The organism is Desulfovibrio sp., from assembly GCF_047607245.1.
Lineage (GTDB): Bacteria > Desulfobacterota > Desulfovibrionia > Desulfovibrionales > Desulfovibrionaceae > Desulfovibrio.
In genome coordinates this window covers 1-14461 of the sequence record NZ_JASGDK010000128.1, presented here as the reverse complement: position 1 = coordinate 14461, position 14461 = coordinate 1, and the positions used below count along the sequence as shown (strand labels likewise).

11 protein-coding genes are annotated in these 14461 nt (G+C 55.2%); 7 read left to right on the top strand and 4 right to left on the bottom strand.

The genetic code is table 11. The features are described 5' to 3' along the window. Nucleotides 1-74 precede the first annotated feature (74 nt). The 3 genes from gpmI (at nt 75) to QM579_RS10340 (ending at nt 3676) form a co-directional block, all read left to right on the top strand. Nucleotides 75-1643, top strand: a complete 1569-nt coding sequence (gpmI, locus tag QM579_RS10350) for a 2,3-bisphosphoglycerate-independent phosphoglycerate mutase (RefSeq protein ID WP_414999075.1) — start codon at nt 75-77, stop codon at nt 1641-1643. Then, nucleotides 1636-1878, top strand: coding sequence for a hypothetical protein (locus QM579_RS10345; protein ID WP_414999074.1), 243 nt, complete (start codon nt 1636-1638; stop codon nt 1876-1878). Before gpmI ends, QM579_RS10345 begins: the two co-directional genes overlap by 8 nt. A gap of 268 nt (nt 1879-2146) precedes the next feature. After that, a complete protein-coding gene (locus tag QM579_RS10340) occupies nt 2147-3676 on the top strand; it encodes an outer membrane homotrimeric porin (protein WP_414999073.1) in 1530 nt (509 codons plus the stop codon). A 365-nt stretch (nt 3677-4041) separates the two neighbouring features. Here the strand turns inward: QM579_RS10340 and QM579_RS10335 are convergent, their stop codons facing one another. From QM579_RS10335 to QM579_RS10320, 4 genes are all read right to left on the bottom strand, one after another. After that, nucleotides 4042-6402 carry a glycosyltransferase gene (locus QM579_RS10335; RefSeq protein WP_414999072.1) on the bottom strand — a complete coding sequence of 787 codons (2361 nt, stop codon included), beginning with the start codon at nt 6400-6402 and terminating at the stop codon, nt 4042-4044. 642 nt (nt 6403-7044) lie between these two features. Next, nucleotides 7045-7863 carry a phosphate ABC transporter permease PstA gene (gene pstA, locus QM579_RS10330; RefSeq protein WP_414999076.1) on the bottom strand — a complete coding sequence of 273 codons (819 nt, stop codon included), beginning with the start codon at nt 7861-7863 and terminating at the stop codon, nt 7045-7047. 123 nt (nt 7864-7986) lie between these two features. Continuing rightward, nucleotides 7987-8877 carry a phosphate ABC transporter permease subunit PstC gene (pstC, locus tag QM579_RS10325; RefSeq protein ID WP_183718558.1) on the bottom strand — a complete coding sequence of 297 codons (891 nt, stop codon included), beginning with the start codon at nt 8875-8877 and terminating at the stop codon, nt 7987-7989. A gap of 231 nt (nt 8878-9108) precedes the next feature. Then, nucleotides 9109-9957 carry a phosphate ABC transporter substrate-binding protein gene (locus QM579_RS10320; protein WP_414999071.1) on the bottom strand — a complete coding sequence of 283 codons (849 nt, stop codon included), beginning with the start codon at nt 9955-9957 and terminating at the stop codon, nt 9109-9111. Nucleotides 9958-10214: 257 nt separating this feature from the next. Here QM579_RS10320 and QM579_RS10315 point away from each other — a divergent pair, with 257 nt between their 5' ends. From QM579_RS10315 to phoU, 4 genes are all read left to right on the top strand, one after another. Then, on the top strand, nt 10215-10892 hold the full coding sequence (locus tag QM579_RS10315) for a response regulator (RefSeq protein ID WP_414999070.1): 678 nt from the start codon (nt 10215-10217) through the stop codon (nt 10890-10892). 83 nt (nt 10893-10975) lie between these two features. Further along, a complete protein-coding gene (locus tag QM579_RS10310; RefSeq protein WP_414999069.1) occupies nt 10976-12967 on the top strand; it encodes an ATP-binding protein in 1992 nt (663 codons plus the stop codon). A 2-nt stretch (nt 12968-12969) separates the two neighbouring features. Then, nucleotides 12970-13725, top strand: a complete 756-nt coding sequence (gene pstB, locus QM579_RS10305; RefSeq protein WP_414999068.1) for a phosphate ABC transporter ATP-binding protein PstB — start codon at nt 12970-12972, stop codon at nt 13723-13725. Nucleotides 13726-13833: 108 nt separating this feature from the next. Further along, nucleotides 13834-14461 (top strand): phosphate signaling complex protein PhoU (phoU, locus tag QM579_RS10300; protein ID WP_414999067.1); only part of this gene is annotated, 628 nt, incomplete at its 3' end.

The window sequence follows — 14461 nt, the reverse complement described above, 5'->3', positions numbered from 1 at the left end:
CCCTCGAAGCCCTGTGGGGGCATGGTTCCGGAGCTGCCAAAACCGCCGGGCAAGAAGACCGCGGAGAGTAATATATGACGCCTACGCTGCTGCTGATACTGGATGGCTGGGGCATAGCTCCGCCTGGGCCGGGCAATGCCCCCTCCCTGGCGCGAACCCCCAATCTGGATGCCCTTGTTGCCCGTTGCCCGCATGGTCAGCTCATCGCCTCCGGGCGGGATGTAGGCCTGCCCAAGGGGTATATGGGCAACTCGGAAGTCGGGCATCTGAACATCGGGGCAGGGCGCGTGGTCTATCAGGATATGACCCGTATCGACGTGGCTGTGGAGGACGGTTCCTTCACGGCCAACCCTGTTATTAATGATGTTCTGGCGGCAGCCAAACGCAGCGGCGGCAGGCTGCATCTTGTGGGTCTGCTTTCCGGCGGTGGCGTTCATAGTCATATCCGCCATCTTGAAGCCCTGTGCGGCATGGCTACCGGGCAGGACATCCCCGTGCGCGTGCACGCTCTTATGGATGGCCGCGATTGCGAACCGCACAGTGGCGTGGATTTTATCCGCGAGCTTGAAACGAGCATCAAGGATCAGCCGCAAACGCGTATTGCGAGCCTCGTGGGGCGTTTTTACGCTATGGACCGCGACAAGCACTGGGAGCGGGTCAGTGAAGCCTGGAATGTCATTGTACACGGCCAGGCCCCCACGGCGGCTAATCCTGTGGCGGCAGTGCAGGCCTCATATGAGGCTGGCATTACAGACGAATTTATGAAACCTGTGCGCTTTGACACGGGTGACGCTGCCACCGGCATGGCCGACGGCGATGCGGTCTTTTTTTTCAATTTCCGGGCCGACCGCATGCGCGAACTGACTGCGGCTTTTATCACGCCCGGTTTTGACGGCTTTGACAGGGGCGAAATGCCCGTGCTGTCGGCTCTGGCGTCCATGACGTCCTATGAGGCCAGCTTTACCTTGCCAGTGGCTTTTCCCAAAGAAGCAACCACTCACGGCTTGGGTCAGGTTGTGTCGGAGCAGGGCATGCGCCAGCTGCGTCTTGCTGAAACGGAAAAATACGCCCACGTGACCTATTTTTTCAATGGTGGCGTCGAAGAACCTTTTGTGGGCGAAGACCGTATTCTTGTGCCGTCGCCGCGCGATGTGGCCACCTACGACCAGAAACCCGCCATGAGCGCTCCTCTGGTGACGGATGAATTCATCAAGGCCTGGAATTCGGGGCAGTATGATCTGGTGGTCTGCAATCTCGCCAACGGCGACATGGTGGGGCATACAGGCATACTCGAAGCCGCCATTCAGGCCTGCGAAGTGGTGGACCAGTGCGTGGGCCGTATGGTGGAAGCTGTTGAAGCCCGCAAGGGCCGCATGCTTGTCATTGCCGACCACGGTAACTGCGAAGTCATGCTCACGCCTGAAGGCCATCCCCAGACGGCCCATACCACCAATCCCGTGCCCTGCATCCTGATGGAGCCGGACGGTGCGGTGAAAACCCTGGCTGATGGCAGGTTGTCTGACGTGGCCCCAACGCTTCTGGCCCTGTGGGGGCTGAAGCCTTCATCCCTCATGACGGGGCGTAATCTGGCCCTGGACAGCGATGGCGCGGATCAGGCGCACAAGGAGGCCGTCCGTGGCTGAGCGTAAGAGACCCGTCGAGCCCGTGGCTCCTGATGGCATGGAAATTCTTTTTTTCTATCAGTGCCCCGGCTGTGGCAAGCATGTGCCGCAGGCCAGCCCTACCGAACCGCGTATGGTGCGCTGCCCCGGCTGTGGAGAAGGCTTTCCTATCATTCCTGTGGACGAACACAGCCTGCACTATGTGCGCATTATGCTGGCGGAGGGAAAGGCTGCCGCTGACCCGGATTTTTTGTAGTACAAGAAACTGTCCTGACCAAACCTGTGACTGGAAAATTCCAGCGCCGGAAGAGTTGATGAAAACCCGGTTGTTGCCTACGTAACAGCCGGGTTTTTTGTATGTGTCATTTAAATGAAAATGCCGCTGCTATGCGATGTCGCGATCGGTAAAAAAATTTTTACGAAAATTCTTGCTAATGCCCATAAATCCGTGTAAAAGATCTTTCAACCTAAATGTAGGTTATTGATTTTTTTCTTGTGGGATGATTTTAACGAGAGGAAGGGCTATGAAACGCATCTGTACACTTCTTTTGGCCGCCAGCATGCTGCTCGGCGCTGCCACTGGCGCCAGCGCCATTGACTTCAAGGCGAAGGGCCAGTGGCTCATGGGCTTCGGCGTGGGCGAGGGCAGCCCCATGAAGCAATACCGCGAAGCAGGAGCCAGCAGCCAGACCAAGGCCAATAGCGACGACCAGTTCCAGGCCGCTCAGCGCCTCCGTCTGCAGTTGGATGCCGTGGCTTCCGAATCCCTGTCCGGCACCGTATACTTCGAAATCGGAACCGCTCAGTGGGGCAAGGCTAGCAATGGCGCCGCTCTCGGTGCTGACGGCTCCAACCAGATCAAGCTGAAGCGTGCCTACATTGACTGGGCTGTGCCGGATACCGACGCCAAAGTGCGTATGGGCATTCAGGGCGTGGCCCTGCCCAACGTGGCCGGTGGCTCCGCTGTTATGGATACCGACGTAGCTGGTATCACCGTCAACTACAAGTTCAACGAAAACGTTGCTTTGACCGCTCTGTGGGCCCGCCCGCTGAACGACAACTATGTTGACAACGACAACACCAAGAAGAACAACTATCTTGACAACATGGATCTGTTCAGCCTGATGATGCCTCTGACCTTTGACGGCGTGAACGTCACCCCTTGGGTCATGTACGGCATGGTGGGCAAGAATGCTCTGAAGAGCGGTTGGAACAAAGATATCAGCGCTTATGACAGCGTGGGCACCAGCGACGGCAATCTGCCCTTCTCCCTGCGTCCTTACCCCGGCATTGGCGCTACCAACAATGGTATTGGCAAGACCGGCAACGAATACGGCTCTGCCTTCTGGGCTGGCCTGCCTGTTGCCATCACCCTGTGGGATCCGCTGAACATCGAACTGGACATCAACTACGGTTACATGCAGGGCATGGGCCGCTTTGATGCCATCAAGAATAATGGCGATGTGAAGCGCTCCAGCACCGAACGTCAGGGCTGGCTTGCCAAAGCCCTTGTTGAATACAAGCTTGATTGGGGTGTGCCCGGCATCTTTGGCTGGTACGCTTCCGGCGACGACGGCAACCCGAAGAACGGTTCGCAGCGCATGCCTTCCGTTGCTGCTTCCGGCAACTTCACCTCCTTCATCGGTGATGGCAACATGGGCTGGGTCCGTCAGGACTACTCCCTGACTTATGACGGTACCTGGGGTATCGGCGCTCAGCTGCGCGACATGAGCTTCATTGAAGATCTGTCGCACACCTTCCGCGTGGCCTACTGGGGCGGCACCAACAGCACCGGCATGGTCAAGTACATGGATAGCTCCAAAGCCTGGTCTGACGGCTGGGGCAACAACACCGGTCCCTACCTGACCACCAACGACGGTATGGTGGAATTCAACCTGGTGAACAGCTACAAGATCTACGAAAACCTCGAAATGAATCTTGAACTGGACTACGTTGTCAACTGCATGGACAACAGCACCTGGAAAAAAGCCGGCGGCAGCTTTGACAAGCAGGATATGTGGAAGGCCCAGGTGGTCTTCGCGTACAGCTTCTAAGCTACGCACCCTTGCCGAAAGGCAAGCAGTTATGACTTTAAAGGGAGGCTTCGGCCTCCCTTTTTGGTGTGATTTTTGAAGTAATCGGCGGTGCAACACATTGCGTTTCAAAGGTTGCCTGTTCTGTGACCGCAGTTCACGGGGTAGGTTAGAGCGTGCCTATGATAAATGGTCTGTTCCCTGTAAGGTTTTTGAAATTGTCGACGCTCCAATGCCAAGTCATGTTGCGTTGCTTTATTGATAAAAAAGATGCCTGTTGTAAAGGTCAAAGTGGCGTATGCGTGGTTTATGAGAATAAGCTGGCTGCGCATACTTGTGTTGATTGGCAGAAATAAATGCCGTGAAGACAACTGCCTGCACTAAGGCTATGCCACCTGAGACTGTGATTTTAATTTTTCAAACATTTGCCATTGCGCCATAAAAGCACTTTTCAGTGGGCGAGATTCCGCCCAGGACCGGGCAGCTCGCTTCATTGCCTGCAGGCGTTCCGGGTGGCGCGCGAGAGAAAGCATTGCCTGGGCGTAGGCCTCGGCATTTTCCTGCTCAACCACAATCCCGCTCTCGTTTGGAATGATATTTTCCTTGGGGCCGCCGACCCCGCTTACTATGGTTGCAAGGCCTGCGGCCTGCGCTTCCAGCACAACTCTGCTGTATGTGTCTGTAGCAGAAGGGAACACAAAAATATCGGCGTTTTCGTATGCTTGGATAAGCGCTTGGCCATCAAGATAGCCTGTAAATTTTATGGGCAACCCTTTGGCCAGTTTTTGCAATTCTGTGAACTGGGGACCATCACCAACCAGGGTCAGCACTGCATCCGGTACCTGTGAGTAGACGCGCCGGAAGGCTTCCATCAGAAGGTGGAGGCTTTTTTCTTTGGATAACCTGCCGACATAAAGGAATTTTATTTGCCGTTCTTTTGAACCGTCACTTCGTTGCCAGGAAGGAGTAAAAATTGAAGCATCAATGCCGCGCGGATATACGTGAATTTTTTGCGGCTGCAACCCGCGTGCTATCAGATCCTGCCGGGTAGCTTCTGACGGGGCAAAAACGGCATCCATCTGGTTATAATACCAGAATATATAGCGCCATGCCGCTTCCTCCAGCGAGTGGTCGTCCGTCAGCCTGTATACATACTGCGGAAAAGACGTGTGGTAGGTTGCATGAATGGGCAGATTCAGCATTTTTGCTGCCAACAGGGCGATAAGGCCCATTGGGCCAGGCGTTACGGAGTGTAAAAGTGTATAACCTTGGGTATAGCAGTGCTGGATGATTTTTAATGCTGGCGGATGGTGCAGAGAAAGTTCCGGGTACTCTGGCATGGTAAAGCTGCCCGTTGGCGCAAAATTGATTGGGGCAAGCTTGGGATCGTTCAGAAATGTATTGGTTCCCTGCGGCATGCAGGTGAGCATGTTCAGTTTTTTTCCGTGCATTGCGGCAAGCGAAAGCGTTACCTGCAAAGATTTTGCAACCCCGTTCACTTCGCAATATGTATCTGTAAAATAGGCAATGGCCGTTTCTTCGGCCATTGAAGGGCGCATATGGTTTCGGATTCCATAGTGCCGCAAGCACGTTTCGGCAAATTTTTTGTCCTTGGAAAACAGGCTGTAGCCAATGCCGTATGGAGCGAGCAGGGCGTAGAGTGATCCGATGGAGCCGATCAGCTTGAACACATTGAAAAAGTTACCTTTAAGGATGTCTTCAAGTACCGCATCCACACATATGTGCTGCACCTTTTCGGTCACATCCGATACAAAGTGGGTCAGCATTTCTTCGCGTTGCGGCAAATTGGCAAGCGCCTGGATTGTGTTGATTTCGGCCGCGGCATTTTGCAGTTGCGGCGACAGGGCTATTACCTGTTCCGCAGCTTCAAGCAGGTTTGCCTGCATGCTTTTTTCAGTAGTTCTTCTTCCCCGTCCAAAGCGCAGCAGAACTCCGGCCAACGTCATCATTCGCGTTTTGACCGACATGGGTTTGAGTTCCGGCGCCCCTGTAAGCATATTTTCCGCAAATCGGAGGGCACTGCTGTAATGTATGTCCTGGGCCAGCTCAGTGGAGTTTTTATAAAACTGGTACCCAATGGCGTACAAATTGTGGGCAAAGCAGAGCGGCGTGGCCGGAACAGCATTCACAGTGGTATTGCCCTGCATCACGTCCCGCAACAGGTCTTCGGCAGCGGGAAGCGTGTTGTCCTGTTCGAGGTCATTGGCGGGGGTAATACGCGTAAAGCTTCTGGCTATATTGCATGAAGAATGGTCGTCGGACCCGGCCATGAAATATTTGTTCCAGGGCTGCGCAACCAGAGACGCAACATTGTGTTTTTCTTCAAACTGAGCGGTCATCGTTGGGGTAAGTTCGGCCACGATAGAGCGCAAAGCCTCATTCTGCACATCATTGCGCGCTCCGTTCAATTCAAACACAGAGAACAGCAGAATAAGTTTTTCAACGTGATTTATAGTCAGCTTGTCGTTGGCGGGGCACAAGGGGTGGGCGCAGGCATGCGGGATGTCATGCTGGATGAGGTACGGAACAAGATCATAAATATTGTTTCTGAGGCGCTGTATGTCTTCGTGCTGCTTCTCCGTGATATTCCAGGCAAGCACATGTACTTCGCAGCGGTCATCGGGGAAATATGCGGAAATTTCTTCGCTGATGAATACCTGCGGCAAATGGGCTATTTCCAATGCCCCGGCAATCGTATCATGGTCAGTAATTGTCACATAATCCATGCCTCTGGACTTGGCGATGTCATATATTTTTGAGGGAAGTGTGTAACTTTCACTGCACCCAATTCTCTGAAGTGCCCATTGTGACGGATTTGTGGAGTGACGCGAATGAACATGCAAGTCTACATTGAATGAAGGTTGTGATGCCTTATGCTGCAAAACATTTATTCTGGGAGACTGTACCATTTGATACTCCCTTGTGGGTATGTTTGCCTGCGATGATATTGAAATTATATGTCTGGATCTTTTTTAGACTGTATATATGAAAAAAAGGTGAAGGCTTTCGTGCTTTTTGAAGACAGGTTCAACTCTTTTTTGTGCCGAAATCTCATTATTGTTTTGTCGTGGATGCCGCTGATTTTATAAATATTCTTTCAGAGCAAGAGTTTCATTGTCATATGTTGCAATAAGGTGTCCAGACAATGGAACATGGAGCAGGCCAGGATGGGACTATTTTACAAAGGGATTCATCTCTAAAGGCACTGTAAAGTATATATTTCAGTGCCACTTGGCTTTCCCCTGAATGTCATTGTGCGTCATCATATTTTTTTCACAAAAAGAAAAGCCGCCCGTTTGATCTGTAACGGACGGCTTTGTTGTAAAAGAGCCGTGTAAAAGCGAAGCGGAAAAACAACTCCAGACAGACTAGCGTTTACGCTGGAGGCGGTCGCGCAACAGAATGGCCACCAGGTTCATCCCCAGCACCAGAAGCAGAAGAACAAGGCCTGTCCCGTATTGCAGGGGGCGGGTTTTTGCTATTTCCGTTCCGGCAGTGGCCAGTACATACATATGGTAGGGCAGAGCCATGACTGAACTGAATATGGAATCCGGCGTCTTTGGGGTATAAAAAACCGCCGCCGTAAACATGATGGCCGCTGTTTCGCCCGCTGCCCGAGCCACGCCCAGAATAGCCCCGGTAAGCATGCCGGGCAGCGCGCAGGGCAATACCACACGGCTGATGGTCTGCCATTTGGTTGCGCCAAGAGCAAGGGAGGCTTCGCGGTAGGTATCAGGCACGTTGCGCAGGGCTTCTTCCGCTGTGCCGATAATGACGGGCAACGTCAGCACTGCCAGGGTCAGAACGCCTGAAAGAATGCTGACTCCAAAACCGCAAAACGTCACAAAGAAGGACAGGCCAAAAAGGCCGAAAACCACTGAGGGCACGCCAGCCAGGTTGTTGACCCCAAGGCGAACATAGCGGGCAAAGGCGTTGCGCTTGGCGTATTCGTGCAAATAGACCGCCGAGGCAACACCCAGAGGAAAGGCCAGAAGCAACGCACCCAGTGACAGAATGGCCGTGCCAATGATGCAGGGCAGAATGCCGCCCTCGGTCATCATGTTACGGGGATTCTGGCTGATGAATTCCCAGCTGAGCGCAGGCAGGCCGTTGTAGAATAAAAATCCGCATACGCCCAAAAGCACCAGCACGTTACAGGCCGCTATGCCGCGCAAAAACCAGAACATGACGTTTTGGGCGCGCCCTCGTGCCCTGCCGCTGGAAGGCAGCGTTACACGTGTTGATGATTCGGGCTGTAAGTCGTGCTGTGAAGATGATGCCTGTGACATGATTTCTCCGTCCTGCTGATGCTACAAACTTGAGGTTCCGGCCTGGCGGTGCTTTTCAGCTATGTGCCCGGCCAGCATATTGAAAGCCAGGGTAAGCAGGAACAAGACAATGCCGATGGCGAAAAGAGCGTGATAATGTTCGCCACGGAAGGGGGCTTCGGCCATTTCGGCAGCGATGGATGCGGGCATGGGCCGTACGGGGTCCAACAGGGATGTGGGGATAATGGCCGCGCCGCCTGCCACCATAAGTACCACCATTGTTTCGCCAATGGCGCGCGACATGCCCAGCATAACGGCGGTGCCGATGCCGGAAAGGGCAGCGGGAATAACCACGCGTACCGTGGTTTGCCAGCGGGTAGCGCCAAGGGCCAGCGATGCCTCGCGCAGATCGCGCGGCACGCTGTACAGGGCGTCTTCAGACACGGAACAGATGGTCGGCACGCTCATGAAGGCCAGCACCAGTGAGGCGTTAAGCAGGTTCAAACCTGTGGCCGCCCCCAGATAGTCCTGTAAAAAGGGCGCCAGCACCACCATACCCAGAAAGCCCAGCACAACCGAAGGCAGAGCGGCCAGAAGTTCCACAAAAGGCTTGATGATGCGTCGCACGCCAGGATGGGCGATTTCCGTCAGGTACACAGCGGTAAGAACGCCCAAGGGCACCGCCAGCAGTGATGAGAAAAACGTCACCGCAAGAGACGCCACCAGCAGCGGAAATATACCGAAAAGCCCAGGATCTTCAGTGGGGTACCACAGGTTGCCAAAAAGAAAATCTATGGGCGAGTAGTGCGCAAAGAGCGGCAGGCCTTCCATAAACAGGAATACGACAATACCGGCCAGGGCCAGCAGCGAACTGCCTGCCATGCCGGTGAGCGTGTAGTGAACCAGCTTTTCTTTAAGATCTCGGGAGCGCATGGGCCGTTCTCCTGACGCGCTAGCCGCGTCCATTGCACATATGTTGTATGGCGGGGCAGAACGGGTACGGTTTCCCGGCTGCCCCGCGCCATGCAGGAATTGCTCGCAAGGATTGTTGAGCGCTTCCTCATCAAAACATCCTGTCACGTTGCGCGTTTTTTAAACTGCGCCACGAAATGGTTGCGAGGCGGAGCTGATCCGCCTTCAGGCAACCATTTCGACGAGAAGGTTTTACTTCGTCAGGGGCACATAACCCACTTCAAGCACGTCCTTCTGGCCCTTGTCGGGGGCGAGCAGGTATTCCACAAATTCTTTCACCACGCCCTGAGGAGTGCCGTTGGTGAAGATGTAAAGTTCGCGGGCAATGGGCCACTGCTTGGAGATGGCGGTTTCCGCATTGGGGCTCACATTGTTGACCTTGACGGGCTTGGTGGACTTGTCCACATAGCCGAGGCCCACATAACCGATGGCATTCTTGTTCTTGGACACGGTCTGCACGACAGCGCCGTTGGAAGCCTGCATGAGGGCCTTGGGGCTCACGCGTTCCTTGTTCATGACCAGTTCTTCCCAGGATTCAAAGGTGCCGGAAGAGGTGTCGCGCGAAATGGCAACGATCTGGGCGTCTTCGCCGCCAAGGTCTTTCCAGTTGGTGATCTTGCCGGAGAAAATGTCACGCAGCTGTTCGATGGTGAGCGCGCCCACCTTGTTGCCGGGGTTGACCACGGGTACGATGGCGTCAATGGCGATGGCCGTGCGCAGCGGGCTGACACCGTTTTTGGCGGCGGCGTCTTTTTCCTTGTCTTTGATGTCGCGCGAGCTCATGGCCACATCGCACTGCTTTTCAATAAGGGCTTTGATGCCGTTGCCGGAACCGCCGCCGGAAATGCTGAGTTCCGTGCCGGGGTGAGAAGCCATAAAGGCTTCGCCGGCTTTTTGCACAACAGGCAGTACCGTGGTGGAGCCGTTGATGGTGACCTGCTGGGCAGCCATGGCCGGGGCGCCGAGGCAAAGAACGGTGATGGCGCAGGCAAGCAGCTTGCCGCTGTGACGGGTAATGCGGGATTTGAAGTCGAAAGACATTGGTCTTCTCCTGTTGTTATTACTCTGTGACATTGGTTTTCGTGGCGGTGTTTCCCGCCGCGACTCCTTTTTGGCCTTCCTCTGTTACAAAATGATGTCAGAAACAAGAAGACTGCGTGAAGCCGCCAATTGCTTTTCAACTCCCTGTGGGGCATGGTTTTTTTAGTTTTAAGCGGCGTCACGTAATTGTAACAAATCCACCATCACATTGGCGCAAAGAGTCGGTGTACTCTGGCTGCGTCAGAGAGGTGTGAACCATGAGTCAACAAATACTGATAGTTGAAGATGAAGCCGACATCCGTGAACTTCTGCGTTTCAATCTTGAGCGTGAAGGCTTCAGCGTGTTGGAGGCTGCCGATGGTAACGAAGGGCTCAAACTGGCCCGGCACCATCTGCCAGATCTTATGTTGCTGGATGTAATGCTGCCCGGTCTGGACGGATTCGAAGTCTGCCGCCGTCTGGGTGCACAATCGGAAACAGCCCATATTCCTGTTCTCATGCTCACTGCCAAGGGTGAGGAGATGGATCGGGTAGTGGGTTTGAGCCTTGGGGCTGACGACTACGTGGTCAAGCCCTTCAGCGTGCGCGAACTCATGCTGCGCATCCGGGCCGTGCTGCGGCGTGGAGTACGAAGCAGCGAAAGCCCGGTGCTTGAGCGCCACGGCATACGGCTGCGCCCAGAAGCCCACACGGTTGAGGCTCAGGGGGAAGAACTGCTGCTCACTGCCACGGAGTTTCGTCTGCTGGAAGATCTGCTGCGGCATGCGGGGTCGGTACGTACGCGTGAACAGCTTTTGAACAAGGTGTGGGGCTATTCTTTTGAAGGTTACGCCCGCACGGTGGATACGCATGTGCGCCGTCTGCGCGCCAAGCTCGGCGATGCAGCCTCCATGCTGGAAACTGTACGCGGCGTCGGCTACAGAATCAAGGAGTAGGCAATCCCGTACAGATGCTGACAGATGCTATCTGTGGCGGGCCTATAGCAAAGCAGGCGGCAAGGCCGCACTGGCAGGGAACTATGTTTTCATTCAGAACCAGAATTTTTTGCGGCATGCTGGCTGTGGCCCTTGTTTCCATCGCCGTAGCCGTGTTTTACGGCAAGGCCTGGTTTGAAAAGGTCCAGCTTGATGCCGCACGCGAGCGCCTTGTGCGCGAAACTGTATTGGCCGGGGCCATTCTTGACGGGCTTGGCGACCACACGGCGGGTCTTCCGCAACTGGCTGCCATCCTGAATATGCCCGAAGAACGCCTGTCCTTGCTGAACAGCAAGGGGAGCGTTTTGGGTGACACCGCTCCGGGCGCGCAGCCCATTACCCGCCTGGACAACCATGCCGACAGGCCCGAAGTGCGCGAAGCTATGAATGGCGCGCCGGGCTTTACCATCCGCCCTAGTGGAACACTGGGCAAGGATCTGGCTTATGCCGCTGTGACCCTGCGTAACGGCGATATTTTGCGGGTCTCTGTGCCGTTGGCCAGCCTCAGACAGATCATTGACAGCCGGCTTGCCGTCTTCACCCAGATTGGTCTTATTACCGTAGCGCTTTCACTTGTGCTGGCAGGGCTGCTGTCTGGCGCACTGCGTCGCTCACTGAGTCAGATGGTGTCGGTTGTGGAAGCCATATCGCTTGGCAATTTTCAGCGCCGCCTGCGCCGCATACCTGGCCGTGAGTTCGCACCCCTGGCCGATGCCGTGAACCGCATGGCGGAGAATATCGAAGAACATATCCGCGCAGCCGCAGAACAGACAGCCCAACTGGAAAGTATTTTGGACACTATGAGCGACGGCGTGCTGGTTCTTGGCCCGCGCGGGCGCATACGTCGCTGCAACAGGGCTTTGGCCCGCGAATTTCCAGCAGCAGCTTCCGCTCTTGGGGCACAGGTGGTTGAGGTGATACCCTCGCCGCCGCTGCAAAATGCCGTTGATGACATAATGGCAGAGGCTGAAGCCCAGAACTTTGCGCGTCAGCGGGCGCTGGCCCTTGCAGCTTCCGTGTCACACGACGCTGCGGAAAATGTGGGCAGTGCCAAATCGCAGGCCGATTTTTCTTCTGGTGACGCTACTTCCCCTGACCAGACCGCAGACCTTGATGACAGCGCCAAAGCTGATCTTGTTTCCGCTGCATCCGCTTCTGCGGCAGACGGAAGCGAAAAAGGTGATGTCGGCTCCCTTGAAAGCGGGCGGGTGCAGCGCTATCTGCACCTTGAACTGCCTTCCGGCCAGGTGATGTCGGTTTGCATTTCCCTGCCTGGCGCTGCAGATACGGCAGAAGGCGGGCAGGTGGGCGCTGTGGCAGTTTTTCATGACATTACAGAACTCATGCGCCTTGAACGTGTGCGCCGCGACTTTGTGGCCAACGTGTCACACGAACTGCGCACGCCCCTTACGGCCATTCAGGGCTATGCCGAAACTCTCATCAGCCTGGACGGCCCGCCCGAATGCCGTCGTTTTGGCGAAATCATTCTTAAACACGGCGTGTGCCTCTCGCGTATGGTGGACGATCTGCTCACCCTGGCCCGCCTTGAGGGAAAAAGCGGCAGCCTTGAGCTTGCCCCGGTTGATCCCCGCGAGGCGTTGGCTCAGGCCACGGGCATGTGCCGTGAAGTGCTGGAGCGCCGCCACTGCCGTGTAGAGTCACATATTGCTCCAGATTGCCGTGTGATGGCCAGCCTGCCGCATCTGACGCAGGTTTTTCGCAACCTGCTGGAAAATGCCGGCCGTTATGCTCCCGAGGGCGGCAGCATACGCGTAAATGCCCGGCAGGTCGGTGATAGCGTGGTCTTTCGCATTACTGACGACGGCCCCGGCATACCCAGGCAGGACCTGGAGCGGGTATTCGAGCGTTTTTATCAGGTTGAGCGTCACCGGGGGCAGGCCAGCACTGGCCTTGGTCTCGCCATCTGCAAGCATATTATCGAGAGGCATGGCGGCAGTATCCGGGCGGAAAGTCCGGCTCCTGACGGCAATACAGCCCTTGTTTTCACTCTTACTTCCGTCCACGGAGCAGCATAGTCATGAAGGAACATCTGCTGGCACGCAACGTCAGTGTCTATTACGGGCAGCACAAGGCCCTGCACGAAGTCTCTCTGGCCTTTGAGCCGTGTAAGGTGACGGCTCTTATCGGCCCCTCTGGCTGCGGCAAATCCACCTTTTTGCGTTGCCTGAACCGCATGAACGATCTTGTGCCCGGCGCGCGCGTAGAGGGCGAAGTTCTGCTGGACGGCAAAGACATGAACCGCCCGGACACGGATGTGGTTTCTTTGCGCTGCCGGGTCGGCATGGTTTTTCAGAAGCCCAACCCCTTTCCCAAAACCATTTATGAAAATGTGGCTTACGGTTTGCGGGTCAATGGCCTCAGGGACGAAAGCCTTATTGCTGAAAAAGTGGAACTTTCCCTGCGCAGGGCAGCGATTTATGAAGAAGTGAAAGACCGCCTGCAAGCTCCGGCCCTTGGTCTTTCAGGCGGGCAGCAGCAGCGCTTGTGCATTGCCCGCGCCCTTGCCGTGGAACCCGAGGTGTTGCTTATGGACGAGCCCGCAAGCGCGCTTGACCCCATAGCCACCCAGAAAATTGAAGAGAGCATTCGCGAACTGCGTGAATCCCTGTCCATTATTATTGTCACCCATAACATGCAGCAGGCTGCCCGCGTGTCTGACACCACGGCATTCTTCTATATGGGTGAACTTATTGAGCACAATGCCACGGACATCATGTTCACGCGGCCAGCAAAAAAGCAGACCGAAGACTATATCACAGGGCGCTTTGGTTAACGGTCACAAGCGACTGCCTCTTGGTCAGGTTTTTTTAATCAGTACCGTGCTTGGCGAAAATATTGCGATCCGGTACAGAACATACAGCGCGTTTTTCAGGAGACTGCCATGCAACAGGCCAACTATCTGCAACAACTGCTTGTGACGCTGCGTACCCGGCTTCTGGTTATGTGTGCCAGTGTGGGAATAGCGCTGGAAGAGGCGGGCAAAGCCCTTGCCGCCAATGATCCCGGCAGGGCAGCCGCGGTTATTGAAAGCGATGCATCCATTGATGCGCTGGAAAATGAAATTGACGAAATGGCCTTGCGTCTGTTGGCCCGTTCCCAGCCAGTGGCCAGCGACTTGCGTTTTGTGGTCACGTCCCTCCGCATGGTGGTGGATCTTGAGCGCATAGGCGATGAGGCTGTGAGCATGGCGGAACAGGCCATCCTTATGCAGAATATGCCGGGATATGGCGTTATACCGCATGTGCGCGAGCTTTACGCTGGAGCGCGCGAGGCTTTTGAAAATTCAGTGCGGGTTTTTCGTGAAAATGATGCCCAGGGTGCATTGGCCATGAGCCGGGGCGACGATGAAGCCGTGCAAAATGAGGTACGCATTATTCAGGGAATTATGGAATGCCTTTCCGACCCGCAGTGCAGCCTCGAACCGCATCTTGCCATGCACATCATACTTGTAACACGAGCCCTCACGCGTATCTGGAGGCGCTCCATCAACATAGCCGAGCACGTCTACT